24 protein-coding genes are annotated in these 26,974 nt (G+C 67.1%); 12 read left to right on the top strand and 12 right to left on the bottom strand.

Translation table 11 applies throughout. The annotated features are described in order from the left end of the window. The first annotated feature begins 4 nt into the window (after window positions 1-4). Entirely contained in the window at window positions 5-1,057 is a 1,053-nt protein-coding gene (locus ACYVI5_RS17295; protein ID WP_460581334.1) for a S66 family peptidase, read from the top strand. Between the two features lie 251 nt (window positions 1,058-1,308). On the opposite strand, the gene ACYVI5_RS17300 is transcribed toward ACYVI5_RS17295, so the two are convergent. The 3 genes from ACYVI5_RS17300 to ACYVI5_RS17310 form a co-directional block, all read right to left on the bottom strand. Then, window positions 1,309-1,818, bottom strand: coding sequence for a glycine cleavage system transcriptional repressor (locus ACYVI5_RS17300; protein WP_460536705.1), 510 nt, complete (start codon window positions 1,816-1,818; stop codon window positions 1,309-1,311). 41 nt (window positions 1,819-1,859) lie between these two features. After that, window positions 1,860-2,213 carry a VOC family protein gene (locus ACYVI5_RS17305; RefSeq protein ID WP_460581335.1) on the bottom strand — a complete coding sequence of 118 codons (354 nt, stop codon included), beginning with the start codon at window positions 2,211-2,213 and terminating at the stop codon, window positions 1,860-1,862. Between the two features lie 63 nt (window positions 2,214-2,276). Further along, complete coding sequence (locus tag ACYVI5_RS17310) at window positions 2,277-3,125, bottom strand: isocitrate lyase/PEP mutase family protein (protein WP_460581336.1); 849 nt, start codon at window positions 3,123-3,125, stop codon at window positions 2,277-2,279. Between the two features lie 218 nt (window positions 3,126-3,343). Between ACYVI5_RS17310 and ACYVI5_RS17315 the strand changes: the two genes are divergently transcribed. Further along, window positions 3,344-5,053, top strand: a complete 1,710-nt coding sequence (locus ACYVI5_RS17315; protein WP_460581337.1) for an HNH endonuclease signature motif containing protein — start codon at window positions 3,344-3,346, stop codon at window positions 5,051-5,053. Between the two features lie 598 nt (window positions 5,054-5,651). Continuing rightward, window positions 5,652-6,605 carry a ketoacyl-ACP synthase III gene (locus ACYVI5_RS17320; protein ID WP_460581338.1) on the top strand — a complete coding sequence of 318 codons (954 nt, stop codon included), beginning with the start codon at window positions 5,652-5,654 and terminating at the stop codon, window positions 6,603-6,605. A 49-nt stretch (window positions 6,606-6,654) separates the two neighbouring features. On the opposite strand, the gene ACYVI5_RS17325 is transcribed toward ACYVI5_RS17320, so the two are convergent. Both ACYVI5_RS17325 and ACYVI5_RS17330 read right to left on the bottom strand, forming a co-directional pair. Next, the gene (locus tag ACYVI5_RS17325) at window positions 6,655-7,881 is read right to left on the bottom strand and encodes an RNA polymerase sigma factor (protein WP_460581339.1); all 1,227 of its coding nucleotides are present in this window, start codon (window positions 7,879-7,881) and stop codon (window positions 6,655-6,657) included. 22 nt (window positions 7,882-7,903) lie between these two features. Further along, window positions 7,904-8,332 carry a YciI family protein gene (locus ACYVI5_RS17330; protein WP_460581340.1) on the bottom strand — a complete coding sequence of 143 codons (429 nt, stop codon included), beginning with the start codon at window positions 8,330-8,332 and terminating at the stop codon, window positions 7,904-7,906. A 135-nt stretch (window positions 8,333-8,467) separates the two neighbouring features. On the opposite strand from ACYVI5_RS17330, the gene argG reads away from it, so the two are divergent. Then, window positions 8,468-9,895 carry an argininosuccinate synthase gene (argG, locus tag ACYVI5_RS17335; protein WP_460581341.1) on the top strand — a complete coding sequence of 476 codons (1,428 nt, stop codon included), beginning with the start codon at window positions 8,468-8,470 and terminating at the stop codon, window positions 9,893-9,895. A 28-nt stretch (window positions 9,896-9,923) separates the two neighbouring features. On the opposite strand, the gene ACYVI5_RS17340 is transcribed toward argG, so the two are convergent. Both ACYVI5_RS17340 and ACYVI5_RS17345 read right to left on the bottom strand, forming a co-directional pair. Then, the gene (locus tag ACYVI5_RS17340) at window positions 9,924-10,328 is read right to left on the bottom strand and encodes a PLDc N-terminal domain-containing protein (RefSeq protein WP_460581342.1); all 405 of its coding nucleotides are present in this window, start codon (window positions 10,326-10,328) and stop codon (window positions 9,924-9,926) included. A gap of 153 nt (window positions 10,329-10,481) precedes the next feature. After that, window positions 10,482-11,687: a glycoside hydrolase family 3 protein gene (locus ACYVI5_RS17345; RefSeq protein ID WP_460581343.1), complete on the bottom strand. Its 1,206-nt coding sequence runs from the start codon at window positions 11,685-11,687 to the stop codon at window positions 10,482-10,484. Window positions 11,688-11,892: 205 nt separating this feature from the next. Between ACYVI5_RS17345 and ACYVI5_RS17350 the strand changes: the two genes are divergently transcribed. Then, complete coding sequence (locus ACYVI5_RS17350; protein WP_460581344.1) at window positions 11,893-12,483, top strand: YqhA family protein; 591 nt, start codon at window positions 11,893-11,895, stop codon at window positions 12,481-12,483. Between the two features lie 67 nt (window positions 12,484-12,550). On the opposite strand, the gene ACYVI5_RS17355 is transcribed toward ACYVI5_RS17350, so the two are convergent. Continuing rightward, window positions 12,551-13,159 (bottom strand): TetR family transcriptional regulator, encoded by a 609-nt coding sequence (locus tag ACYVI5_RS17355; RefSeq protein WP_460581345.1) that lies wholly within the window; start codon window positions 13,157-13,159, stop codon window positions 12,551-12,553. Between the two features lie 405 nt (window positions 13,160-13,564). On the opposite strand from ACYVI5_RS17355, the gene ACYVI5_RS17360 reads away from it, so the two are divergent. Further along, entirely contained in the window at window positions 13,565-14,314 is a 750-nt protein-coding gene (locus tag ACYVI5_RS17360; RefSeq protein ID WP_460581584.1) for a G1 family glutamic endopeptidase, read from the top strand. Between the two features lie 552 nt (window positions 14,315-14,866). Here the strand turns inward: ACYVI5_RS17360 and ACYVI5_RS17365 are convergent. From ACYVI5_RS17365 to ACYVI5_RS17380, 4 genes are all read right to left on the bottom strand, one after another. Then, window positions 14,867-15,322: a hypothetical protein gene (locus ACYVI5_RS17365; protein ID WP_460581346.1), complete on the bottom strand. Its 456-nt coding sequence runs from the start codon at window positions 15,320-15,322 to the stop codon at window positions 14,867-14,869. Window positions 15,323-15,586: 264 nt separating this feature from the next. Then, window positions 15,587-16,588, bottom strand: coding sequence for an endo-1,4-beta-xylanase (locus ACYVI5_RS17370; RefSeq protein WP_460581347.1), 1,002 nt, complete (start codon window positions 16,586-16,588; stop codon window positions 15,587-15,589). After that, entirely contained in the window at window positions 16,585-17,799 is a 1,215-nt protein-coding gene (locus ACYVI5_RS17375; RefSeq protein ID WP_460581348.1) for a Gfo/Idh/MocA family protein, read from the bottom strand. Before ACYVI5_RS17375 ends, ACYVI5_RS17370 begins: the two co-directional genes overlap by 4 nt. Before the next feature lies 1 nt (window position 17,800). After that, a complete protein-coding gene (locus ACYVI5_RS17380; protein WP_460581349.1) occupies window positions 17,801-18,841 on the bottom strand; it encodes a DUF6807 domain-containing protein in 1,041 nt (346 codons plus the stop codon). Between the two features lie 206 nt (window positions 18,842-19,047). Here ACYVI5_RS17380 and ACYVI5_RS17385 point away from each other — a divergent pair, with 206 nt between their 5' ends. The 6 genes from ACYVI5_RS17385 to ACYVI5_RS17410 all read left to right on the top strand — a co-directional run bounded on the left by ACYVI5_RS17385 (window position 19,048) and on the right by ACYVI5_RS17410 (window position 26,897). Then, window positions 19,048-20,097 (top strand): LacI family DNA-binding transcriptional regulator, encoded by a 1,050-nt coding sequence (locus tag ACYVI5_RS17385; RefSeq protein ID WP_460581350.1) that lies wholly within the window; start codon window positions 19,048-19,050, stop codon window positions 20,095-20,097. Between the two features lie 356 nt (window positions 20,098-20,453). Continuing rightward, a complete protein-coding gene (locus ACYVI5_RS17390) occupies window positions 20,454-21,419 on the top strand; it encodes an ABC transporter permease (RefSeq protein WP_460581351.1) in 966 nt (321 codons plus the stop codon). A 62-nt stretch (window positions 21,420-21,481) separates the two neighbouring features. After that, window positions 21,482-22,402: a carbohydrate ABC transporter permease gene (locus ACYVI5_RS17395; protein ID WP_460581585.1), complete on the top strand. Its 921-nt coding sequence runs from the start codon at window positions 21,482-21,484 to the stop codon at window positions 22,400-22,402. Between the two features lie 82 nt (window positions 22,403-22,484). Continuing rightward, entirely contained in the window at window positions 22,485-24,146 is a 1,662-nt protein-coding gene (locus ACYVI5_RS17400) for a type 2 periplasmic-binding domain-containing protein (RefSeq protein WP_460581352.1), read from the top strand. A 4-nt stretch (window positions 24,147-24,150) separates the two neighbouring features. Further along, complete coding sequence (locus ACYVI5_RS17405; protein WP_460581353.1) at window positions 24,151-24,846, top strand: YesL family protein; 696 nt, start codon at window positions 24,151-24,153, stop codon at window positions 24,844-24,846. Further along, complete coding sequence (locus ACYVI5_RS17410; RefSeq protein ID WP_460581354.1) at window positions 24,843-26,897, top strand: beta-galactosidase; 2,055 nt, start codon at window positions 24,843-24,845, stop codon at window positions 26,895-26,897. Before ACYVI5_RS17405 ends, ACYVI5_RS17410 begins: the two co-directional genes overlap by 4 nt. Window positions 26,898-26,974: the final 77 nt, after the last annotated feature.

Raw genomic sequence — 26,974 nt, forward strand, 5'->3', positions numbered from 1 at the left:
CCGGATGACCCCAGCCCGGTTCGTCCCCGTGCCCAAGGCCGCCCCCGGCGACCGCGTCGCCGTTCTCTCACCCGCGTTCGCAGCGCCGGCGGTCTCGGCCGCCGTGCATGAGCAGGCGATGCGCCGGCTCACCGAGGTGACCGGGCTCATTCCGGTCGAGTACCCGACGACCCGACAGCTCGGGGCGAGTGCCGAGGCGCGCGCGACGGATGTCAACGCCGCCTTCGCGGATCCGAGCATCCGTGCCGTGCTGGCGACGATCGGCGGCGACGACCAGGTCACGGTCATCCCGCACCTCGACGACGACGTGATCGCCTCGAACCCGAAGCCGTTCCTCGGGTATAGCGACAACACGAACCTGCACAACCACCTCTGGCGCCTCGGCGTGCCGAGCTTCTACGGCGGATCAACCCAGGTGCACCTCGGTGCCGGCCCGGGCGTTGACGACATCCACCAGCGGTCGCTCAAGGCCGCCCTTCTCGACGGCGACTCGATCGCGCTCACCGAACCCGGCGAGGCAGAGGACTTCGGCATGCCGTGGACGGATCCCCGCGCGCTGACGGAGTTCGGCCTACGGGAGCCGACGGAGCCATGGACGTGGTCCGGTCCGGCGACGGTCGCAGAGGGCCCCACCTGGGGCGGATGCATCGAGGTGATCGACCAGCTCGCTCTCGCCGACCGGATGCCTGCGACCGACGATCTCGAGGGCACGGTCCTTCTGCTGGAGACCAGCGAGGAGCTTCCGGATGCCGACCAGGTGATGCGCTGGGTGCGCGGGCTCGGCGAGCGGGGCATCCTTTCCGTCGTGGCCGGCGTGCTCGTCGCACGGCCGCCGGTCAGCGAGCTGAACTCGCCCGTGCCCTCACCGGCGGAGCGGGCGCGGTTGCGTGCCGCGCAACGGGACGCCGTCATCGAGCAGGTGACGCGCTACAACTCGGACGCGGTCGTCTGCGTCGGCGTGCCGTTCGGGCACACCAGGCCGCAGTGGATCGTGCCGTACGGCGGGCGTGTTCGGCTCGACGGCGTCGAACGCACCGTGACTGCCGACTACAGCTGACTGAGGCGAGAGCAGAGCGAGCTCGCTCGCTCTGCCGAGCCGATGGAAGCTGTTGAGCAGCGCAGCTGTGACTACAGCTGACTGAGGTGAGAGCACAGCGAGCTCGCTCGCTCTGCCGAGCCGATGGAAGCTGTTGAGCAGCGCAGCTGTGACTACAGCTGACTGAGGTGAGAGCAGAGCGAGCTCGCTCGCTCTGCCGAGCCGATGGAAGCTGTTGAGCAGCGCAGCTGCGACTACAGCTGACGAGCGCGTCACTCCGCGACGCTGAGGTCCACCTGGATCTCGCCGGCCAGGCGCTCGAGGTCCGCAACCGCAGCGGCGACGTGCGCTCCCTCCGGAACGCGGGCGACGACATCCGCCTCGAAGAGCACGCCACCTGCCATCGGCGCCTCGCGCGTCTCGCTGGAGAAGTGGTCGATCGTCAATCCGTGGCGACTGAGGATGCCCGTGACGTCGCGCACGATTCCGGGCCGGTCGTTTCCGAGTACGGAGAAGGTCAGTTGACGGTCGGCGTGCGGGGCGGCATCCGTACCGGTGTGAACGGTGACGCGAAGGAGGCCGTCGAGACCCTGCAGCGCGTCGCGCAGTTCACCGAGGCGGGCATCCGGAACCGACACCAGCACGATGCCGGCGAACGCTCCGGACAGCTCGGCGAGTTCGCTGGTCTCCCAGTTGCCGCCGTGCTCGCTGACTGCGTCGGCGAGCGATTGCACGAGTCCGGCGCGATCGTCGCCGACGACGGTGAGCACGAGCCTGGCCATGGGACGAGCTTAGGACGCACCGGGCCTCGCGGCGGCGCCACTCAGTGCGCGTGCTGGACGATGTTGATCAGGTTTCCGTCTGGCGCGCGAACGAAGAACCGGCGCACACCCCACGGCTCGGTGCGCAGCGACAGCACGATCTCGTACCCGAGGCGCTGCGCCTCCTCGTACGCGGCCTCGACATCGGGGGTGTGCACCGAGATGACGGAGTCTTCGGGTGCACCTGCATCTCTCGTCACCAATTGAACGTGGGCGCCGGTCTCCGGGTCAGTGAGTCGTGCCACCCAGCCGAGATTGAACTCCTCGTTGCTCAGCCCGAGATAATCGGCGTAGAACCCCTTGGCCACCTCGATGTCGTCGACCGGAAGGTTGGCCGTGATGCGTGTTGATCGCATGATCCCCCTTTGATCAGATGACTCGGCGCGGCTTGAATCGGATGGCTCAGTGCGCGGCCGACGTCAGTTGAGCGGCGGCAGGCCCTCAGGCACGACGCCCTCGCCGTACAGGTCGGCGGCGAGCTCGCGCAGCGCCAGCAATGCCGCGCGTTGCGGCAGCGGGCCGTACGAAATGCGCGCCACTCCCAGCTTCTCGTACTCGGATGCCGGCAGCGCGCCGGGCAGTCCGATCACGGAGATCTTGCCCCAGCCGATGCCGTCGACGAGCCGCTCCACCACATCACGGGTCAGCGCGCCGGGCACGAAGACGAGCGCGGCACCCTCGTCGAGGAACGCCCGACCACGTGAGATGGCGTTCTCGATACGCTCCTCCGGGGAGCGGTCCTTACCGAGGAAGAGAGCATCCGTTCTCGCATTCAGCTGAAAGGCCACGCCCTCCGTCTCGGCCGCCTTCGTGATCGCGCGCACCCTGGCGACGGACTCGTCGAACGGCCGCAGCCGATCCTCGACGTTGGCACCGACGACACCGAACCCGATCGCCCGGCGGATGGTCTCACCCGGGTCGTCGTACCCGTCGTCCAAGTCCGCCGTCACCGGCAGGTCCACCGCCTCGGCGATGGTACGGGCGCCGGCGAGCGCGAGATCCACGGGCATCCCGCCGTCTTCGTAGCCGAAGCTCGCGGCGATGGAGTGGCCGGCCGTGGCGATCGCCTTCGTCTGGGGAAGGGATGCGACGACACGGGCGCTCACCGCATCCCACACGTTGACCACGCGCAGGATCTCGGGCGCCTCGTAGAGGGCCTTCAGCGCGAGGGCGCGGTCATTGGTGGCGGCCCGGGCGCGCGTGGCGGAGCGGTCGTCTGTGGTGGCCCGGATGGGCGTGGCGGAGCGGTTGTCGGCAGCGTCGGTCATGGTCCCGACACTAACGGGTGCGCACGACGGCTGCGGGGCTGACTGCAATGGTTCCGACGGTTGTGACGGGTCCACCGGACAGTATCGCCATAGTGTCGTAGATATGTTCTATTTCTGTGCTCTACCTCCCGAATTTGCGACTTTCCGTCCACAAGTCCGTGTTTGATGGATTATCCCCACCTCGGTACTTTGTTCTATTACTCGGGTAGGATGACAGCATGGCATTCCACCTCACGCGGCTCCCCGAGATGACCGCGATGGTGTGCGCCATCCTGGAGCAGCGGGAGCCGGTTGCGAGCGAACGATCGGTTCCGGCGTCGGCCACAGACGCGGGTGTCGGCCGCTCGGTGTCGAGCCTCCACCCCGATTCGCGAACCACGCCCGACGACTCTGCATCTTCTCTGGTGGAGGCGGTGCGTCTCCTGCCGGACTCGGACTTGGAAACGTTGCTCACACAAGCAGCGGGCGGTCGGGCGGAGTTCGACCGGGTGATCACCGTCGCCGCCGGTGAGGCCGCGAAACGTTCGCAACGCGCCCTCGGGCACGGCGGGCTGGCGCAACGCCGGGGGCACCGCACCGCGGTGCAGCTGGTGCAGTCCCTGACCGGGGAATCCAAAGGTGAAGCGGCCCGGCAGGTCAAGGTCGGGGAGTTGATCGGCGAGACTGACGCGGCGCAGCGCCTGGCCACGAGCACGGGCGTAGGCAGCGGCAGCGGCAGCGGCAGCGGCAGCGGCAGCGGCGATGCTGCTACGGCCGAGCCGGGCCCGAGCGACGACGGCCGGAACAACAATGGTCTCGACGATGAGGACCCGATCAGCGGGTTGCCGGAGTCCGAGCGCGCGCTGCCGTGGCAGCATCCGGTCACAGCGGCGATCATGACCGGTGCGCTCTCCACCGAGAACGGGCACGTCATCCTCCGCACCCTGGAGAGCGTCTCCGACACCTGCACCGGCGAGGCGCTGCGGGACGCCGCGGCCGAACTCGTCGCCTATGCAACCCAGCAGCGGGAGTGCGCCACGCTGCACGAGGACCTCCTCCGTCGAGCCCGGCAGGTGCGGGACCTGGTCGACCCGGACGGGATCGAAGAACGCTTCACGAAACGGTACGAACGCCGCTCCGTGAAGGCCTGGCACGACCGGGACGGAGCGCTGAACCTGCACGCAGTCTGCGACGACGAATCGGGGATCTTCCTCACCCAGCTGTTCGACCTCGCGCTCAGTCCCCGCCGCGGCGGGCCCCGATTCGTGGCCAAAGACGACCTCGAGTGGGCGCAGACGATGATGGACGACCCGCGCAGCAATGAACAACTCGCGTTCGACACCCTCCTCGACGTGCTCCGCGCCGGGGCTGCGTGCGATCACAGCACAACCTTCCGCACCGATCGGCCGGCAGTCCGCGTCATCACCGTCGTCGACACCCATGAAACCGACGGCGAGCCGGGCGCCACCACTGAGGGAGACGGCAGCAGCCTTACCGGGCACGCCGGACAGCTAGAAGGATCCGCATTCGCCGTCCCCAGTACTTTCGTGGCAACGACAGCCTGCACTGACGGGGTCGTCCCGATCACCGTGGACCGCACCGGCCGTGCCCTGAACCTCGGCCGCAGCAGACGCGGTTTCAGCCCCGCGCAACGCATCGTGCTCCGCGCCCGTGACGGCGGATGTCTCTGGCCCAGCTGCGACCGACCGCCCTGGCAGACCGAAGCCCACCACATCGAAGAATGGGACGCCGACCACGGCAGAACCAACATCGCAGACGGCGTTCTGCTCTGCAAATTCCATCACCTCAACCTGCACAACAACCACTGGCGCATTCGCCGAAACGGTACCGACTACGAACTGATACCCCCGCCCGAGACGGGCGCGGCGCCGATACCCCTGCACCCGAAAAGCACCACCTGGGAACACGTACGCCAACGAACCGGATGAGGCATCGTGCGCGGGCGTCGCCCGCAGCATCAGGAACGGGCAGCGGCGCGCACGAGCGGGCAGCCGTGCGGCACGCCGGACCACGGCGGACCACGCCGGCCGCGCCGCCAGGCGAACCGGCCCGCCCCCGGACCACCCCGGAACGACGCCGGCCGCGCCACCGGACGAACGGGCCCGCCCCCGGACCACCCCGGAACGACGCCGGCCGCGCCACCGGACGAACGGGCCCGCCCCCCGGACCACCCCGACCGCGCCGCTGGACGAACGGGCCCGCCGGAACCACGCCGGCCCCGCCACAGGACCAACCGGCCCGCCCCCGGAACCACGCCTGCCACGCCACCGCACCAACCGCCCGCCCCGAACCACCCGACCACGCCACCGGACGAACCGACCCGCCCGAACCACCCGGCCACGCCACAGGACCAACCGGCCCGCCCCCGGAACCACGCCGGCCACTCCACCGGACGAACCGCCCGTGCCAGCGACAACGCGAGTCCCGTCGTACGTACCGCCACGTCGCGTCAGCCGCATCGCGCTATCGCAGTCCATGCACCGACGTATTTTGCGACGCGCATGCGCCGGTCTCTAGAGTCGCAACATGAGCGCTCGTACTCCACGTGGATCACGACTGGCCGGATTCGGGCACTACCAGCCCAAACGAATCCTCACCAACGAAGAGCTCGCGCAAACCGTCGACACGAGCGACGAATGGATCCGCACGCGTACGGGCATCCGTGAGCGACACATCGCCGACAGCTCAGAGACCGTTGCGAGCATGGCCACCGAAGCGGCCCGCATGGCACTAGAGGATGCCGGCCTCGACTCGGTCTCACTCATCGTTCTCGCCTCCACGACACTCGTCGACCGCACACCGTTCACAGCGGCTCGCGTGGCAGACGCGCTCGGCATGCCCGGCCCCGCCGTCATCGACATCAACACCGCTTGCTCCGGATTCGAGCACGCCGTCGCCATCGCCGACCTGGCGATCAGCTCGGGCTCCGCAGAGAGCGCGCTGGTCATCGGCGCCGAGCGACTGTCGGACGTGACGGACTGGAGCGACCGGCGCACCTGCATCCTCACTGCTGACGGCGCGGGCGCGGCAGTGCTGGTCGCCTCCGACGAGCCCAAGGTGTCACCAGTGGTGTGGGGCTCGGTGCCGGGCATGACGAACGCCGTCGTGATCGACGGGGATCCGCAGGTGTTCTCGCAAGACGGGCAGGGCATCATGCGCTGGGCACTCACGAAGGCCGCATCCCACGTGCGGCGTGCACTGGAAGTCGCCGGCGTGACCATCGAGGACATCGACGTCGTCGCGTTCCACCAGGCCAACCTGCGCCTCATCGAGCCACTCGCGAAGGCGGTCGGCGCGACGGGCAAGCAGATCGTGATCCACGACATCGAGGAGTCCGGCAACACGTCGGCGGCCAGCGTGCCGCTCGGACTTTCCAAGGCGTGGCACCACGGCGAACTCCCGCGTGGTGGCCGAGCTCTGCTGTTCGGTTTCGGCGGCGGGTTCGCCTTCGCCGGCCAGGTGGTCACGCTGCCCGAATAGCCCGGGTCGGCGAGGGGCTCCAGCACGCGGGGTGCGCGGGGCCCCGGTCTCAGAGTCGCGCGGCTTTCGCGAGCAGGAACTCACGCTCCCGCTCGTTCCCGGCGAGCGCAGCAGCCGCCCGCAACTCGGACGCCGCCTCGTCGGTGCGGCCCAGCCGTGCGAGCAACTCACCGCGCACACTCGGCAACAGGTGCGACCCGCGGAGCGCGCCCTGCTCTGCCAGGCGGTCGACGATCTGCAGCGCAGTCGCCGGACCCGTCGCCATCGCGACGGCGGCGGCCCTGTTCAACTCGACGACCGGGTTCGGCGCGAGCCGGCCGAGTGCCTCGTACAGCAGCACGATGCGGGCCCAGTCGGTCTGGTCCGCGCTCGGAGCGACCGCATGGCACTCCGCGATCGCGGCCTGCAGCGCGTAGGGGCCTCGTCCGCGACCGAGCGCGTCGACCCGGGCGAGCGCCGCTCGCCCACGAGTGATCTGGGCCCGGTTCCAGCGGGTCCGGTCCTGCTCGTCCAGCGGGATGGGGGTGCCGTCCGAATGCGTACGTGCCCCGAACCGCGCCGCCTGGAGCTCCATCAGCGCGACGAGGCCGTGCACCTCCGGCTCCCGCGGCAGAAGCCCGGCGACCATGCGGCCGAGGCGAAGCGCCTCATTCGCCAGATCAGCGCGCATCCACTCGCTTCCGGATGTCGCCGCATATCCTTCGGTGAACACCAGATACACGACGCTCAGCACTCCATCGAGACGCGCCTTCCACTCCGAAGGATCCGGCGTCTCGAACGGCACACGGGCCTCCGCGATCGTCTTCTTCGCCCGCACGATGCGCTGCTGAACAGTCGCGACCGGCACGAAGTACATGCGCGCGATCTCCTCCGTGCTCAGGCCCGCGACGATGCGGAGCGTGAGCGCCACCTGCGCCTCGCGCGAGAGCACCGGGTGGCAGGCCGTGAAGACGAGCCGCAGCACGTCGTCGTCGATCGGCTCCCAGACATCCTCGGATGCCGTCTCAAGCGTCGCCGCAATCGCGCGATAGCGGTCGTCGCGTCGTTCGCCGCGACGCCACTGGTCGATGGCACGACGCTTGGCCACCGCCGTGAGCCAAGCGCCGGGGTTGTCGGGAACGCCGTCCCGCGGCCACTGCTGCAGCGCCTGGACGAGTGCTTCCTGTGCGAGATCCTCGGCGAGGCCGACGTCGCCGGTCACCTTGGCGAGCGTGGCGACGATGCGTGCGCTCTCGATACGCCAGACGGCGTCGACCCTCGCCGGGATCTTGTTCATGGCTGCCCCTACGCCCCGCCCGTCAGGCGTTCTCGGCCGCCGCGCGCCACTCGGCTTGCTTCTGGAGGTACTCGTTGTCGGCGAAGTCAGCGAAGTCGCTCTCGTCGGTCACCCTGCGCACCTCGAGCTTCGAGCCGGGACCGAGCGGGCAACGGCTCGCCCACTCGGCGGCCGCCTCTTTGGAGTTCACCTGGAGGATCCAGAACCCGTTGAACAGCTCGTGCGTCTCCCCATACGGGCCGTCTGTCACCGCCGGCGGCGTGCTGGAGAAGTCGACCACGAACCCGGTCGTGTCGACGTCGTCCGACAGTCCCTCGCCGGCCAGCAGCACGCCGGCCTTGATGAGCTGCTCGTTGTACTGCCCCATCTTGGTGATGACCTCGTTGAAGTCCATCTCCTCGTACGCCTCCTTGGCGGCGTCGGTGGCTCGCATGATCAGCATGTACTTCATGGTTGTCTCCTCGTTCGTCGTGGATGCGAAACGCACCCTCTTACTATCGCGTCGCCTCTCGCGCACGGAAGTCGACATGGGTCGCGAAGTTCTTCGCGGCGGATGCTCGGCCCGGCGCCCCATATTCTTGAAGGCATGTCCAAAGTGCTCGCATCCCTTCCCGTCGGCGAACGCGTCGGCATCGCGTTCTCGGGTGGCCTCGACACGTCCGTCGCCGTCGCGTGGATGCGTGAGAAGGGTGCGATCCCCTGCACCTACACCGCCGACCTCGGTCAGCCGGACGAGCCGGATGTCGAAGCCGTTCCCGGTCGCGCGGCACAGTACGGGGCCGAGCTCTCCCGGCTCGTCGACTGCAAGCTCCCTCTCGTCGAGGAGGGACTCGTCGCACTGCAGTGCGGCGCGTTCCACATCCGCTCCGGCGGCAAGACGTACTTCAACACCACCCCGCTCGGGCGGGCCGTGACCGGCACACTGCTGGTGCGCGCGATGCTCGAGGACGGCGTCGAGATCTGGGGCGACGGATCCACCTACAAGGGCAACGACATCGAGCGGTTCTACCGCTACGGCCTCATGGCGAACCCGCGGCTGCGCATCTACAAGCCGTGGCTCGACCGCGACTTCGTCTCCGAACTCGGTGGACGCAAGGAGATGAGCGAGTGGCTGCAGGCGCGTGACCTGCCGTATCGGGCATCCGTCGAAAAGGCGTACTCGACCGACGCCAACATCTGGGGTGCAACGCACGAGGCGAAGCTGCTCGAGCAGCTCGACACCCCGATGACCATCGTGGAGCCGATCATGGGGGTCGCGTTCTGGCGTGATGACGTGCAGATCGCGGCAGAGGATGTTCGTGTGCGGTTCGAGCAGGGACGCCCGGTCGCGCTGAACGGCGTCGAGTACGACGACCCGGTCGCTCTCGTGCTGGAGGCGAACGCCATCGGCGGACGACACGGGCTCGGCATGAGCGACCAGATCGAGAACCGCATCATCGAGGCGAAGAGCCGCGGAATCTACGAGGCGCCGGGTATGGCGCTCCTGCACATCGCCTACGAGCGCCTGCTGAACGCGATCCACAACGAGGACACCGTCGCGAACTACCACAACGAGGGCCGCCGGCTCGGCCGGCTGATGTACGAGGGCCGCTGGTTCGATCCGCAGTCGCTCATGCTGCGGGAGAGCATCCAGCGCTGGGTCGGCTCGGCTGTCACCGGCGAGGTCACGCTGCGGTTGCGGCGTGGCGACGACTACTCGATCCTCGACACCAACGGGCCGGCGTTGAGCTACCACCCCGACAAGCTGTCGATGGAGCGGGTGGGGGATGCCGCGTTCGAGCCGGAGGACCGCATCGGCCAGCTCACGATGCGCAACCTCGACATCGCCGACTCCCGTGCCCGGCTCGAGCAGTACTCGGCGTCCGGCGTGATCGGCGGCGCGACCGCGCTGCTGGTCGGCGACCTCGGCGCGGGCGAGGCGGGCGAGATCAGCGCAGGCCCGGGCGAATCGACCGAGCAGGCCGAAGTGGACGCCGCGAACGAGGCGGCCGCGTTCGATCTCGGCGCGGACTGAGACTCAAGCCGCGGCGCGGGTCCGCGGCTCAGGCGGCGGGGGTGCCGGTGTCGTCGTTACGGCGCTGCTCCAGAGAGGCGCGACGACGCTTGTCCTCCTCGATCTCCCGTTCGAGATCGGCCAGCTGCTGCTCGGTCGAGCGTCCGTCGCGGGATGGCACCGGTTGCACGGTGACTGTCGCCGTGCCCATCGGGGCGGACATCCGTGGCGCAGATGCCTGCGGCCGGCGCCGGGGCATCCGGATCGGTCGCGAAGCGCCCTCGTACGATCGTCCCAGCGCGAACCACAGCACGATTCCGATCAGCGGGATGAAGATGATCAGCAGGATCCACACGATCTTGTGCATGTACTTCACCCGGCTGTCGTCGATGCGGATGGCGTCGATCAGGGCGACGACCATCAGCAGCAGGATGACGATGGAGAGCACGGACATACGTTCACAATAATTCGCAGGCGTCGCCCGGTGCGTCCGAGGTTGCTGCTCACCGCGAGACTGCACACTCGCCCCGAGACAGCGGGTAAACCCCACGCTCTCGGGGCGGGCATGCACTCTCGCCGTCGCGGGCGGGCGTGCGGTCGCCTTGGATCAGAACAGGCTCGCGCGCAGCGACTGCACACGGCGCAGCGCCTGCTTGAAGTGACCGGGGTTCAGCGTGCCATCGCCGGCGGCCGTGGTGATCGCGTCGAGGGCATCCTGTCCCTGACTCATGTCGCGGGCAGAGCACAGCAGCAGGTCCATTCCTGCCTCTGCGGCGAGCAGCGAGCGGGCACCGGTGTCTCCGAACGCATCCAGGGCGCCCGCCTCGAGGGCATCCGTGATCGTCACACCGCCGAATCCGAGGCGTCCGCGCAGCTCGCCCTGCACGATCGTGGTCGACAGGCCGGCCGGATACGTCGCGTCGATCGCGGGGTAGATCGCCCACGAGGTCATCACGAGCTGCACTCCCGCCGCGATCGCGGGGGAGAACGCGAACTCGTCGACTCCGCGCAGCTCGCTCAGCGACTGGGTGAGAGTGACCGGCCCGAGGTCGGTGTTCTGCGCCTGCGTCGCGGCGCCCAGTCCGGGGAAGTGCTTCGCCGTCGCTGCCACGCCCGCGCCCTGCTGGGCGGTGACCATGTCGGCGCCGAGGCGCCCGGCGAGCACCGGATCCGAGCTGTACGAACGCTGCCACTGGTCGTCGAAGTTGCCCGGAGTGCGGAACACGTCGAGCACCGGGGCGAGGTTGAGGTTCATGCCCACGTTGCGGAGCGCGGCAGCCGCGCCCGCTCCCGCTGCGGTGGCTGCGGCATCCGGATCCGGCTGCAGCCCGATCTGCTTCTCGGACAGAATCGGTTGCTGCCCCGGCAGTCTGCGGATGTATCCGCCCTCCTGGTCGGTCATGAACAGCAGTGGTTCCTTGACGGGCGAGGATGCCTGTGCCGCGCGCAGCTGCGCCACGACGCCGGCGATCTGGGTGAGGCTCTTGATGTTCTCGCCGAAGAAGATCACACCGCCGACCTCGCCGGCCGCGATGGCGTCGAAGAGGGACTGCGGCGGAGTCGCGCCCGGGTACGAGTAGATGACGCGCTGGCCGGCCTGCTGGCGCAGCGACAGTTTCGCCCACCACGGCGGAGTGGCGGATGCCGGAAGGGCTGCGGCTCCGAGGCCGGCTCCGGCGAGGGCGAATCCCGCGACTGCTCCCACCCCGGCGGTGAGCACCGCCCGGCGGGACATGCCGGGTCCGCGGGAGAACGCGGCGCCGGCGGCGGGGGACTGAGGGGCGTTGTCCGGCTCGGACGATGAGTGATTCATGCTTGCTCCTTCAACGACCCGCAACACTGCGGGTACCCCTGACGAGATTTCTCCCCTCCCATCCGGGTGTCAAGGAGTTTTGGCAAAGATTTTCGCCAGATCGCGAATCTCTGGCGATGATTTTCACGCGAGGCATCCTGAGCGCCTTCACAGGTTGAGCACCGTAGGCTCACGTCACCGATCCCGACGACTGCGAAGGCCGCCGATGAGTCTTGAACCCCCGCCCACCCGAACACGCTGGTACGAGCAGGTCGAGCACGCGGGGGAACGGTTTCTCTTCGCCAGCCGGTGGCTGCTCGCTCCGCTCTATCTGGGACTCGTGGTCGCCCTGGTCGCGATCGCGATCAAGTTCTTCCAGGAGCTGTGGCACCTCATCACGCACATCATCGACTCCACCGGTGACGACATCGTTCTGAGCGTGCTCGCGCTGCTCGACCTCGGACTGCTCGCCAACCTGGTGCTCATCGTGATCTTCGCCGGCTACGAGAACTTCGTCTCGAAGATCGCCGCCGCCCGAAAGTCCGAGGACCGGCCGCGGTGGATGGGCCACGTCGACTTCTCGGGCCTCAAGATGAAGCTCATCGGCTCGATCGTGGCGATCTCCGCCATCGGGCTGCTCGCCGACTTCACCGGCCTGGCCGAGGATCACCGAATCGACACCGGCGAGCTGCTCTGGCGCGTGGTGCTGCACCTCACGTTCGTCGTCTCCGGCCTGCTGTTCGCCGTGATGGACTGGCTCGGCGAGAAGCGGCTGCTCCTCACCCGGCAGACCCACGGGCACGCGGACGACGAGTAGCGGCGGTCACTGAGCGACGGTACCGGGGACTTCGAACTGCTCGAAAACGCCGCGCGCAACGACCGCTTCAGCGCCGAAGTGCCGAGACTCGGTCGCCTGTGGCAACAGCAATGTCGCCAGCCAGATTGAACGTGTCTCCGGCGGACATCGCCACGTTGGCGAGTCCGACGAAGGTTGAGACCATAAGCCTCGCTTCCCGATCGACATCCAGAGAGTCGCTCAGTTGGGCGCTTTGTTGCGTGTGACTGAGTACTTCGCGTATCCGCACCAGCCAGCCCAGATATGGAGACGGGATGCTGAAGTCTTGTACTTCGGGATGCAGGCGCAGCCGCACTGCGGCCCTCGCAAGCGGGTTGTGGAGCAGCGCGTCGGCAACGAGGGCAGCCGCGACGGGCAATGAGCTGAGGCCATCGCACTCGGGTGCAGCATCCATCATGAATATTCCTCCCCTGTATGCGTATTTCACGACGCCAGCAGCTAGGAGTGCTTTCGTTGGGAAGTGGTAGCTCACGAGTGACTTCGACATGTCGGCACGTGAAGCGATCGAGGCGAACGAAGTCGACTCGAATCCGAACCGGTCGAATTCAACCGCCGCAGCCGTGAGAATCGCCGCGGCTGCGTTTTGCTCGCCGAGCTCCGCCCGTGTTGCCTGGCCAGATGCCCGAGTCTCGCTCACAGGCCATTGCTAGCACCGTGCACGGACAGGGGCAAGCCTCGCCATTGCTTCCCTGGACAACCGTCCAGTGTCTAGCGTCACAGCATCGGCTCAGACGGAGCCTATCTGCATCAAAGGAGTCCATCAGTGAGAAGACGGCGATCCCGGGGCCTGCGCGCTCTTGCAGCCCTCCTTGTGAGCATGGCAACAGCAATCGGAGCTGGTGTGGTGGCCTCGGGCCCCGCGGCCGCGGCCCCAGTGCCACAAGCGACGATCTCAACAACAACAGGCTGCGACGGGGCCACGGTCCGTACGCCGCCAGCGTCCGTTCAGGGGAACGCGAAAGAACTCGCCGAGTCTCTCGGAGCACCGAACGGCAAACTGATTCAGGCTGCGGCCCGGGGCCACTATCGATGGTTGACGACCATGACCTGCAAGGCACGGCCAGACCACCGCGAAGTATTGCCCAGCGCGGCTCAGGGAACGAGTACGGGTGGCGCCGCGTCCGGTGCCGCGAACCCAAACTGGGCAGGAACCGTTGTCGACAACGATCCGAACGCAGTATACGTCGACATGGCTTGGGACGTTCCCACCCTTGATGTCGGCAGTGCACTTTCAGGCCCTGTCGAGTACTCGTCTATCTGGCCGGGTCTGGGCGGGTGGAACGGCGATCCCGGCAACCTCGCTCAGGCGGGCACCGAACAAGACCTGAACTGCGCGTCGGGTACGTGCTTCCAAAGCAACTACTTTTGGTGGGAATTCTTCCCCCAGAACAATCAGCAGGAGATCACCGACATGTCAGTGAGCCCCGGGGATCACATTCAAGTTGAGGTCTACAACCGAGGTTTCAGCGGACTCATCGGATTCGATATCTGCAACGAGACAACGAACGTTTGCGTCAACCCAGATGAGGTGTCGAACTCAACGCCGCCTGCCGGCCACACCGCGGACTTCATCGTCGAGCGCACCACAGAAGACGGCTCGCTCACCACGCTTCCCGATTTCGGGACGGTGGACCTCGAAAGCCTTTACGGGGATTCCTTCTTCGCCCAAGAAGACGCGACGACTGATGGCTATTTCGTCGATATGTATAACGGGACCGATCAGTTGACTTCGTCGTACGCGGCACCCGACATGCTGTACACAACTGAGGTTACGTTCTTGCAGGGGAACTAGCCGACGGCGGTGGCAGGTATTCGACGTTCACGGTCACCGTTCTAGGCGCCCCCCGCGGCGGCTCGATCTCGATACTGAACGAATGGAGTCGGGGCGCCAGGACGATGGCAGATAGCCGCCCATCCTGGGACCGAGCTGTCTTGATGATGCTGGCGTCGGATGGCTGAACGCGCACGCTAACGCCGGTGGAGCAGCTGTCGCTTACACGGAGAAACAGGTACTCGCCTGCGGACGATTTCGTGACCGCGCCGCCACGCGAGACGTCCTGTACCCAAGCTCCCGCCGCCGCCGACCAGAGCGTTGTCCCGCAAACGACGGTCGGGGGTGCACCCGACGACGCCGCCGGTGCACACGCCGTGAGAACACATGTGCACGTGATAACAGACAACGCCACCGCAGCTGCCCGGCCGACGTCAAGCCGAGCCGTGCGCTTCTTCGCGGCTTGTAACCTGGACCCTTCGCGCGCCCGCATCATGCCCCGACCCTACCCAGCATGTCCGTCGGGGTCATCACGTGCGAAGGGCGCGCCCTGGCAATCCCCGTCGGCGGCGATCAAGCGATGCGCAGTGCGTCCCACACGATGAGCCGCCCGCACATGCCCCAGCGTGCGCCGGCATCCGGCCGAGTGGAGCGGATGCCGCTGCTCTCGAGCTCGCCGGGCCGGCCGACCGCGAGCGCTGCGAGTTGACGCGCCGTGGCATCCAGCGCAGCGGCCGGCCCGTCCGCGACGATGTGTTCCCACTCGGCGACGCGCGGCGCGACCAGCGCCACCGCGGCGGAGTAGAGGTCTCGCAGAGTGTCGTCGAGGTTGCGCGACGCGCGGTCACGCAGCTCGGCGAAGCCCTCGAGCGCGAGGTCGCGACGCGCCCGCGCGGCGGAGGCCATCGTCTCCTGATCGCCGTGCGCGGGCAGCGTCGCATGCTCGCGGTACCCGGCGGGATCGCGCAGCACCTCGAGCGGGAACGTGAGCACGGCGTCTCCGGCCTCGGGTAGGCCCGCGTTCGACATCAGCGTGAGGATGTCGAGTGCTCCGTCCGCGTTGATCAGCCGGTGAACCGTCCCCCGGCGTGAACCACACCACCGCGCCCGGCTCGAGGGGCGTGCGCTGCAGCCCTTCGGAGCTCAGCGTCTCGACGGCGCCGTGGCCGCCGAGTACGACGTATCCCTCGGTAGACGCCGTGTGCAGGTGCGGCGATCCGCCGCGCTGCCCGTCGGATGCCTCCCAGTCGTACACGCGTAGGCGCGACACCGCGATGCCGCCGGGCAGGCCGTTCACCTGCGGCCCGCCTCCACGTAATGCGCGTCCCCGAAGACCGCATCGAACGCGGGCTTCGGCTGCAGCGACTCGTCCAGCACGTGCGCGGCGCCGAAGCCCGCGAACGTGTCGGGAATCCAGGAGTGCGCGTCGCTCAGCCCCCACAGCACGAACGCCGTGCACTCGGGGACCGCCCGCGCGGCGTCGAACATGGACCGATAGTCGTCGGCCTGCGCGGCCAGCTGCTCGCCGGAGGGATGCCCGGACTCGGCCACGGGCATCCGTACGTCCACCTCGGTCAGCGCGACCTCGAGCCCGAGGTCGGCGAACCGCTGCAGGTTCTCGCGCATGGTGCTCGGCGGGTCGCCTACGATGCGGTGGCCCTGCACGCCGAAGCCGTGTACAGGCACGCCATCGGCCAGCAGCCGCTGCACCAGTTCGTAGTAGGCGTCGCTCTTCGGGCCGAGGTCTTCGACGTTGTAGTCGTTCAGGTACAGCCGTGCCGACGGATCCATTTCGTGCGCCCACCGGAACGCGTCGGCGATGTAGTCGATGCCCATCGCCTCGAACCACGGCGACCTGCGCGGCCGGGCGTCGTCATCCAGTGCCTCGTTCACGACATCCCACTGTTCGATGCGCCCGCGATAGCGTCCGACGACCGTACGGATGTGGTCGCGCAGGATGCCTTCCCGCTCGGCTTCGGGCGTCTCCGCAACCCACTCCGCGAGCTGGCTGTGCCACGCGAGAGTGTGGCCGCGAACCGCCAAGCCGTGCGATTCGGCGAACTCCATCACGCGGTCGGCCGTACCGAAGTCGTACGTCTCCCGGTCGGGTCGCAGCGGACCGAACTTCAGCGCGTTCTCGGGCGTGACCACCTCGAAGAGCCGGGCGACTGTGCTGCTGTACGCGTCGTCGTCGAGCGCGCGTGCGTCGACGGCACAGCCCAGGCGGAGGGTGCGGCGCCGCAGTGCGCCCATGCCCGCAGGGTCGGGCTCGGTCACCACGCCATCGCTCGTCACGCGACCGCCTCCTCGGCCGTACCGTCGCGATCGACGCGCGCGGAAGCGCTCCTGCCCGCCTCTTCTGCCCACGGTGCGCCGCTTCCGGCCATGCTGCGATAGAACGCGGATGTCGCGTCGATCTCGCCGGCATGGATGCGTGCACCCGTGAACGCCGACGCGTAGATGCCGGCGATGAGCTCCAGCGTGTTGCGGGCATCCTCGAGCGGCACCGGCAGAGGCTCATCGCGTTCGATCGCGGCGATGATCGCGGCGAACTGGGCCGAGTGTCCGCTGCCGAATCCTGCGGGGCCCTGAGCCCAGGCATCCGCGACCGCATCCTCGTGACCGGGCGCCGGCGTGATGGTCCAGGAGTCGTCCGAATACCCGTACAGGTGCTCGAGCTCGACCGTGGCGTACTCGAAGTCGAAACGCAGATAGCTCGTCTCCCGGGGCGAGAGCAGGCTGTTCACGACGCTCGCCACCGCACCGTTCTGCAGTGTCACGATCGCGTGCGAGACATCCTCGGTGATCACCGGGCGCGCCTGCCTCGCCGCGACCGCGACCACCTGCGACCACGGGCCGAGGATGGAGAGCATGGTGTCCATCTGGTGGATGCCGTGCCCCATCGTCGGGCCGCCGCCTTCGACATCCCACTTGCCGCGCCACGGAACGTCGAAGTAGCAGTCGGGTCGGTACCAGAGCGTGTTGCACACCGCGGTGAGCGGGCGCCCCAGCGCGCCGTCGGCCACGCGGTCGCGCAACCACAGGGCCCTCGCCCCGAACCGGTGCTGTGACACTGTCGCGAACCAGGCGCCGCCTTCGCGCTCCGCCTCCGCGATCTCGTCGAGTTCCGCCAGCGACAGCGCAGGCGGCTTCTCGCTGAGCACATGGATGCCTCGCCGCAGCGCCGCGATCGCCTGCTCCTTGTGCAGGCCGGGCGGGGAGCACAGGTGCACGATGTCGAGGTCGGCGGCTTCGAGCATCTCGTCCAGAGTCGTCGTGCCGATGGGCACGTCCCACGCACGCTGATACTCGCGCACCCAGTCTGCGTCGATGTCGCACGCGGCGACGATTCGCGCTCGCCCCTCCAGCCGCTGCACGCCCTCCGCGTGCACGCGGGCGATGCCACCGGTGCCCACGATGCCGATGCGGAGCGGGCTCTCGGTGGTGATCCGTCGCCTGGTCGGCGCGTTGCCGGGTGCAGAAGCGGTGTTCTCGCCGGTTGTCATCTCAGCGCACCTCCGCCAGCTCGGCCGCGTCGGCGCCTCGAGGGTTCGTCGCATCGGCACCAGCCTGCGCGCGGGCACGACCGTCCGCCCGCCCGGTGGCAGCCGCCAGCTCCGCCATCCGTGAGGCATCCAATTCCCCGTCTGCGATCACTACCGCGTGGTGCAGCTCGATCGTCTCGGCCACGTCGACCACCCGTACCCGGTCGAAGAACGGCGCGGGGTTGATGCAGGCGAACGGTTCGGAGCGCACGAACCACTTCGTGTCGAGGTCCTGATCGGGAGTGCGGTCGACGAACACCACAGTGGAGGAGCCGTCGACGTCGTCGTGCCGACCGCAGAACCCCGCCCACTCGCCGCGGGTTCCGCGAACGTCTTCGCCGGTCACGCCGTTCGACGCGATGAGCGCTCCGCCGGTGAACGAGCGCGGACCGCGCCAGAACAGACCGCCGTAGCCGGCGTTCTCCCTGCCTTCGGTGGTGGGCGATCCCATCTCGATCGGCGCGCCGGACACATTCGTGAGCACGCTGAGCCAGCCGAGCACCCAGGCATCCTGCTCCGGCACGAGTGTCGCGGTGAGCGTTCGCGTCTCGGTGAAAACCGCTGCTCCCACCGGGGAACCGTCACTGGGCTGCCGGTGCCAGACGAGAAAGTGCTTGAACACGGCGTGGTCTTCGCCGACAGCGGTCTCGAGAACCTCGTCGTGATCCTGCGAACCGTTGTTCTTCAGATCCGCGTACCAGCCGACCTTGCGCGTGTAGGTGGCGCCTCCCCAGAAGTTGTCAGGGCCGACGTTGGGCAGTGCCATGGTGATGCCCTTGTGCCACACGTGATCCCACGGGCGGAACACCGACACCAGGCGCCCGCTCGGCGTTCGCAACGGATGCACGTAAGGACGCGGAGACTCGAACTGGAGTTCCGTCGGCGCGTAGACGTAGCGCATGAGTTCGACGGATGTTCCGGCGCCTGCGGCTTGCGAAACGACACGGAACTCCCGGTCGACATCGTGGACGACGCCCAGCGATCGCGGTGATTTCGCGCTCATGACGGGTATTGGCCTTCCCTAGAATCATCGTTGATCGGAGTCGGACGACGCCCAGTCCGCAACTTTTTCGATAGATTATCGGAACGGCAGCCTACGGCGGCTCCTGTCCGTCGTCAAGAATGGGCTCGAACGAAACGTGTTCGAGCCGGCCAACGAGGTACTGCCGGGGCCCGCGCACGCCGAGCCTCGTCAAGGAGGAAGTTCATATGGCCGGATCGAAGAGCACGTTGGCCGACGTCGCCGCCCACGCCGGGGTCTCCATTCCGACGGTGTCGAAGGTGCTCAACGGCAAGGCCGATGTGGCTGCGGCCACGCGCGACAAGGTGTTCGCGGCGCTCGAGGCAACCGGATACCAGAGCAGACGCGGCATCTCCAACGCCTCCGGCGCTGTCGAGTTCCTGATCGAGGGCGCGGACTCGGCATGGGCCATCGAGCTCATCAAGGGCGCAGAGCGCGAGTCTGCCGCGCGCGAGGTCGCCATGATCATCACGAGCTCCGTGCACGAGAACTTCTCCCTCGATCGCTGGATCGAGGCCATCAGAACGCGGCGCTCGGCCGGTGTGATCGCCGCGCTGCCCAGCCGTGGTAACGAGATACTCCAGGCGCTCTCGACCTTGACGATCCCGGTGGTCCTCGTGGATCCGCCACACGCGGAGAAGTGGCAGTTCCCCGCGATCCGCGCCACCAACTGGTCAGGTGGTTACGAGGCGACGAACCGGCTCGTAGAGCTGGGGCACCGCCGGATCGGCCTGCTGGCAGGGCGAGGCGATCTCGACAATGCCCTCGAGCGGCAGGAGGGCTACGCCGCGGCTCTGCGGCGGGCAGGCATCCCCTACCGGCCCGAACTCGTGGTCGAGGCCGAGTTCCTGATCAGCGACGGCCACCGTGCGGGCGGGGAGCTGCTCGATCTCAAGGAGCGTCCTACCGCCATCTTCGCCAGCTCCGACCAGCAAGCGGCGGGGTTGTACGAGGCGGCCAGGGAGCGGGACATCCGCATTCCCTCCGAGCTGTCGGTGATCGGATTCGACGACACGGTGCTGAGCAAGCATCTCGCGCCCGCGCTCACCACGATCCACCAACCACTGGCGCAGATGGCCGCGGAAGCGGTGCGCCTGGTGCAGGAATCGGGCGCGGGCGTGCGCGGAGCGCAGCGCCTCGAGCTTCCGACGTATCTCGTGGAGCGGGGAAGCGCAGTGCCATTCGACTCCGACGCGGCACCGCGAAAGGCCGGGAAGCGGGCGCGCGCCACGCGCTGAACATCTCGATGGCAAACGGATGCCGCGGTTTGCCATCATCCAGCGGGACGAGGCCGATGCGCCTGTAGTGCGGTACGTCGTGCGCACTTCCGCGTGATTACGCGGTCTTGCCGGTGCTCACGGATGCGTCGCTGCTTTCGTTCGAACGGTACCCGCACCCGCACTGGGGGCATGGCAAGCGCTTACCGGTTGACACCGCGAACGATCCTGGGTTAGCTTCACTTTCGATATCCGATCGAAACGACTTTCGGTAACTGAACCGAAACGATCACGGTCCGGAAGCGATCCAGTTCGGAATACCACAGTGCGGTGGCGCAGTCCCCTCATCGCACGAGTGACGAGAAGGGACGATGCGCATGACCAGCACCATGGTGACGCCACGCGCGGACACCGCTGCCGAGCCAGCGCCGAAAGCGCGCCGGCAACGTCGACGCACCCCGTGGTGGCGCAACTGGCAGCTCTACTCGCTGCTCGTGCTGCCCGTGATCTGGTTCGTGGTGTTCCGCTACGTGCCGATGGCCGGCAACATCATCGCGTTCCGCAACTACGTGCCGGGCGGGAACATCTTCGGCGAAGGCTGGGTCGGTTTCGACAACTTCACGATGTTCCTCTCGGACCCGTCGTTCTGGCAGGTCTTCCGCAACACGATCATGCTCGGCGGTCTCACCCTGATCTTCGGGTTCCCGGTGCCGCTCATCCTCGCTCTGCTCCTGAACGAGGTGCGCAACCGGGGATTCAAGAGGTTCGTGCAGACCACGACCTACCTGCCGCACTTCCTCTCGATCGTCATCGTCGCCGGCATGATCATGCAGCTCACCTCGGCGACCGGATCGATCAACCAGCTGCTGAGCGTGTTCGGCATGCACAAGATCGAGTTCCTGCAAGACCCTGGCTGGTTCCCCGCCATCTACGTGATCAGCGAGATCTGGCAGACCGCCGGATGGGGCACCATCCTCTACCTCGCCGCTCTCACGACGATCGACGAGAGCCTGTATGAGGCGGCGCGGATCGACGGAGCGAGCCGCATCCGGCAGATCTGGCACGTGACGCTGCCGGGCATCCGTCCCACGATCATCACGCTGCTCATCCTCAACATCGGCAGCTTCATGGCCGTCGGCTTCGAGAAGATCCTGCTGCTCTACAACCCGGCGATCTACAACACCGCCGACGTCATCTCCACCTACCTGTATCGCGTCGGCATCCAGTCCGGGAGCTTCAGCTATGCCGCAGCCATCGGCATCTTCGAAGCCGTGATCGGGCTCATCCTCGTCGTCTCCGCCAACTTCATCTCCCGTCGCCTGATCGGAGCGAGCCTGTGGTGATCAACAACCCGGTCCCCGTGATCGACAATGCAGGCGCGAAGGACGGCGTGTCCGACGCGACCGTGGCGCTCACTCTCGGCTCGCGGACGCCGAGCAGAAGAGGGTCTCGCCTGCAGGTGACCCGCGGGCAGCGCATCTTCGGCTGGGTCAACGCGGTGATCCTGCTGCTCGCGGTGGCTGTGACGCTGTACCCGTTCCTCAACGTGATCGCGGAGTCGTTCAGCAGCGAGAAGTACATCCAGTTCGGCCAGGTCACCGTCTGGCCGCTCGGATTCAATCTCGACACCTACAAGGTGGTCGCCAGCGACAAGATGTTCTGGATCAACTACGGCAACACGGTGCTGTACACCGTCGTCGCGACAGCGATCTCGATGGTGCTGAGCACGATGTTCGCCTACGCGGTCTCCAAGCCCGAGCTGAAGGGCCGCAAGTTCTTCATCGGCCTCGCCGTCGTGACGATGTTCTTCTCCGGCGGACTCATCCCGAACTACGTGCTGGTCAACGGCCTGCACATGACGAACACGATCTGGGCGGTCGTGATCCCGAACGCGATCAGCGTCTACAACCTGCTGATCATGAAGTCGTTCTTCGAGAACATGCCTCGCGAGCTGGAGGAGGCCGCGGAGATCGACGGGCTCAGCACCTACGGCACGCTGTGGCGCATCGTTCTGCCGCTCTCCAAGGCGGTGCTCGCCACGATGATCCTGTTCTACGCGGTCACGAACTGGAACTCGTGGTTCCAGGCGTTCCTCTACCTGGACCACTCGAACCTGTTCCCGGTGACGATCTATCTGCGCAACCTCATCGCAGGGGCGAGCAGCGCACAGACATCCGGGGCCAGCGCGGCCGGCGACCTCACGCAGATCAACGCGAACATCAAGGCCGTGACCATGGTGCTCAGCGTGCTGCCGATCCTCTGCGTCTACCCGTTCATCCAGCGCTACTTCATCTCGGGCGTGATGCTCGGCTCCGTCAAGGGCTGAGCAGCGGATGCCTGGCGCATCCGCAGTCCGTGATCGGCTCGTTCCACCCCACACCCACATCCAAACCTGGAGGTTCACAGCCATGACCACCGAACTCTCACGGCGCAACGTGCTTGCGCTGGGCCTGGCGGGCATCACCGTCGGGCTGCTCGCCGGATGCACGTCGACCGACAGCACGTCGTCGTCGGGCAAAGACCCGTTCACCGGTAAGACCAAGGGCGCGATGAAGTCGCTCGGCGTGAACGAGCAGTTCAAGGCGACGACGCCTCTGACCGTCTCGCTGCTCTTCCAGGACAACCCCGCCTACCCGGAGAAGTCCTCGTGGGAGCTGTGGAAGGACATCACCGAGAAGACGAACGTGACGTTCAATCCGACGATCGTGCCGTACGCCGACTACAACACGAAGCGGTCGCTGCTGATCAACTCCGGCAACGCGCCCGACGTCATCGCCAAGACCTACCCGGGCTCCGAGACCCAGTTCGTCGGCGGCGGCGCCATCATCGCCGCGAGCGACTACACGCAGTACATGCCGAACTTCACCGACAAGGTGAAGAAGTGGAAGCTCGAGCCCGACCTGGCCACGATCCGTCAGGCTGACGGCAAGTACTACGTCTTTCCGGGCCTGCACCAGACGCTGTTCGTCGACTACACGATCGGCGCGCGCACCGACATCCTCGAGGCCGACGGTATCGACACTCCCACCTCATGGGACGAGCTGCACTCCGCGCTGAAGAAGGTCAAGCAGAAGCATCCGGAGATCCAGTACCCGTTCTCCGACCGCTGGCTCGGGGCCAGCACGCTCAATCTCGCGGCCGCGACGTGGGGAACGATGGCAGGCCCGAACTGGGGCATCGGCAACGGGTTGCTCTTCGACACGAAGAAGCAGAAGTTCTCGTTCGCGCCGGCATCCGATCAGTTCAAGGATCTGCTCAAGTACTTCGCCTCGCTGGTCAGCGAAGGGCTGATGGATCCGGAGAGCTTCACGCAGAGCGACGATCAGGCGCTGGCGAAGTTCAACACGGGCAAGTCCTATTTCATCAACGTGAACGCACAGACGCTCGTGCTCTCTCGAACGGCCATGGAGCAGAACCTCGGCGCCGGAAAGTTCAAGATCGCCAAGCTGCCGTCCCCTGCGGGCCCCCTGGGCAAGGTCATCACCGGCTCGCGGCTCGAGAACGGCATCATGGTGTCGACGGATGCCACCAAGAAGTCCGACTTCAAGGCGCTTCTGCAGTTCATCGACTGGCTCTGGTACTCCGACGACGCACAGGTGTTCCTCAAGTGGGGCATCGAAGGAAAGACCTACGAGGTCAAGAACGGCAAATACGAGCTGCTCCCGGGCTACAAGCTCTCCGCCTACGGATTCGGCGACCCGAATGCGAAGACCGACATCCGCAACGACATGGGCTTCTCCTGCGGCAACTTCATGTATGGCGGCACGACGAAGATCGTCGACTCCACGATGCCCCCGGAGGAGCTCGCCTGGCAGAAGGTCATGTCGACGTACAAGCAGATCCCGCCGTCGCCGGGCGTTCCCTACACACCGACACAGCTTCAGCAGGCCACCCTGCAGCAGACCGCGCTGATCGACACCGCGAACACCGCGACGCTGAACTTCATTCTCGGCAAGCAGGGCTTCGACCAGTGGGACTCGTACGTCTCCTCGTTGAAGAGCAAGGGCATGCAGACCTACGTCGACAACGCGAACCGCTATTACGCAGCGGTGCAGAAGAAGATCGGCTGAGCTCATGTGGCAGGGCGCGGAACCAGCGGGGAGCACGACGACGCAGCGCGACGTCTTCGGCAAGCCGTGGTTCCGCGCCATGCATGCGCTTTATGGGCTGCTCGGCACGACGGCCGCGTTCGGCATCGCGACCCTGCCATTCAGCGCTGCAGTGTTCGTCTCGCCGCTGGTTCCGATCGGCGGCCAGTTCCTGCTTCTCATCGGAGGGTTCTCCATCGGGCCGGCTTGGGTCGCCGCCCTCTACACGATGCGCGGTTACACCGAGAGTCGCGACATCGAACCCTTCCGTCTCTTTCTCCGCGGCTATCGCCTGGGATGGCGGCAGTCGCTCCTGTTCTGGGCTCCGTACTTCGCTCTGCTCTTCGTGCTCGCGTTCGACCTCACCTCGGGCCTGCCGGCCCCCGTCTCGTGGCTGCTCATCGCGCTCGGCGCCGCCGCCGTGCTCTGGGGCAGCACCGTGCTCGTGATCGTCGCGTTCTTCTCGTTCCGCCTGCGCGACGTGATGCGCCTGGCGGTGTACGCACTGACCCGCAACCCGCGCTGGCTGCTGGCCGCCGCAGCTCTGACCGCCGCCGCCGGCGGGCTCATGTACCTGGGGAGCGAAGTGGCTGCAGGCATCCTGGTCGCACCGTTCGCCCTTTTGACCGTGTTCGCTTCACGCCCGCTCGTGCGCCGTCTGACCGAGGAGTTCACGTCGTGACGCTCGACCGTCCCCTTGACCCGCAGCACAGCCGCGCCCGCATGGACGGCCTGCGCGCCCGCCTCGGCAGGTTCGCGTTCGGCGGCGACTACAACCCGGAGCAGTGGGACCCCTCGATCTGGCGTGAGGATGTCGAGCTCATGCGGCGGGCGGGCGTCAACCTCGTGACGCTCGGCGTGTTCGCCTGGGCGTCGCTGGAGCCGGAACCCGACGTGTTCACGTTCGAGTGGATGGACGAGGTGATGGACCTGCTGCACTCGGCGGGCATCGCCGTCGACCTGGCCACTCCCACGATGGCGCCACCGGTCTGGCTGTCGAAGCAGTTCCCGGAGACGCTCCCGGTCATGGCCGACGGCGAGACGTTCGGGTTCGGCAACCGGCTGCACTACGACCCGTCGTCGCCGGTGTATCGCGAGCGCGCTGCCATCATCACGCGGGCGCTTGCTGAGCGCTACTCGGAGCATCCAGCGCTGGCGATGTGGCACATCAGCAACGAGTACGGGCCGACCGCCTACAACGAGCAGAGCTCGGTCGCGTTCCGCGCCTGGCTGCGGCGGCGCTACGGGTCGCTGGATGCCTTGAACGACGCCTGGTACACCCGGTTCTGGAGTCAGCGGTATACGTCGTGGGATCAGGTGGATGTTCCCGCCGTCCCGCGATCGTGGATGAACCCGGCCAGGCAGCTGGACTTCAAACGCTTCGTCTCGGATGCCCTGCTCGAGTGCTTCGTCGCGGAGCGGGACATCGTGCGCTCATTCCGGGACGACATCCCGATCGTCACCAACTTCATGCGCTTCTACCGCAACGCCGACTACTGGGCCTGGGCGAAGCAGGAAGACGCGGTCGCCCTCGACATCTACCCGAACCCTGGCGAGACCGATTCCTGGGTCGCCGCCGCGTTCAACTTCGACGTGATGCGCTCGCTCAAGGGCGAGCCGTGGGTGCTCATGGAGCAGGCGACGAGCGCTGTGTCGCAGTGGAAGGTGAACAACGTGAAGCGGCCGGGACTGATGCGTGCGGGGTCGTTCCAGGCCATCGCGCACGGATCGGACACCGTGCTGTATTTCCAATGGCGCGCTAGTCGCGGCGGGCAGGAGCGCTTCCACTCGGCGATGCTGCCGCACTCGGGACCAGCATCCCGCACCTGGGGAGAGATCGAGCGGCTCGGCAACGAGCTGCCGTCGATCAAGGACGCCCTCGGATCCGGGTCGCACGCCGACGTCGCGGTGCTCTTCGACTGGGATGTCTGGTGGGCGCTCACCGAGACGCACGGCCTGCCGCGCAACGACTTCGACTACCCGCAGCTCGTGCTGGATCACTATCGGCCGCTGCTGGAGGCGCACCACGCGGTGGACGTCGTCTCGTTCGACTCCGACTTCTCCGGCTACCGGATGATCGTGGTTCCGAACGCCTACCTCGTCACGGACCGCTTCGTCTCGGCGCTCACGCGCTACGTCTCGGCTGGCGGTGTCGTGGTGTGCTCGTTCTTCTCCGGCGTGGTCGACGAGAACAACAACGTGCGGCAACCCGCGTATCCGGGCGGGTTGCGCGAGCTGATCGGCGGATACATCGACGAGTACTGGCCGGCTCGGGACGGTGAGTCGTTCGGCGTGCGCTTCGGGGACCCTGGCTTCGTGACCACCGCCGACTGGTGGCAGGACAGCCTGCACGCGGAATCCGCGTCGGTACGCGCGGTGTACACGACGGGCTTGCTCGAGGGGCGCCCCGCCGTGCTGGAGAACGCTGTGGGCGAAGGTCACGTGGTGTACATCGGCACGCGGCTGGAAACATCCGCTCTAGCCCGAGTGCTGAACGACGAGGCGGCGAGAGCCGGCATCCAGCCGATCGTGCCCGATGCACCGGCCGACGTCGAGGTCACGGTGCGGGAGTCGGCGGATGCCCGGTTCCTGTTCGTGCTCAACCACTCGGAGACGAATGCCGCGACCCTGTCGCTGCCGTTCGCCGGCCGCGATCTGCTGACCGACGCGGCGGTCGCGGATGCGCTCACGCTTTCGCCGCTCGGCGTGGCAGTGGTGCGGGCGGTCTCCTGAGCCGGGCGCGCCCCGGGGACGAGCGCGGAACGGGCCAGCGAGCACGCTACAGCCATCCGTCCCGTGGTGGTTGGTTG

This window comes from Humibacter ginsengisoli (assembly GCF_054780095.1).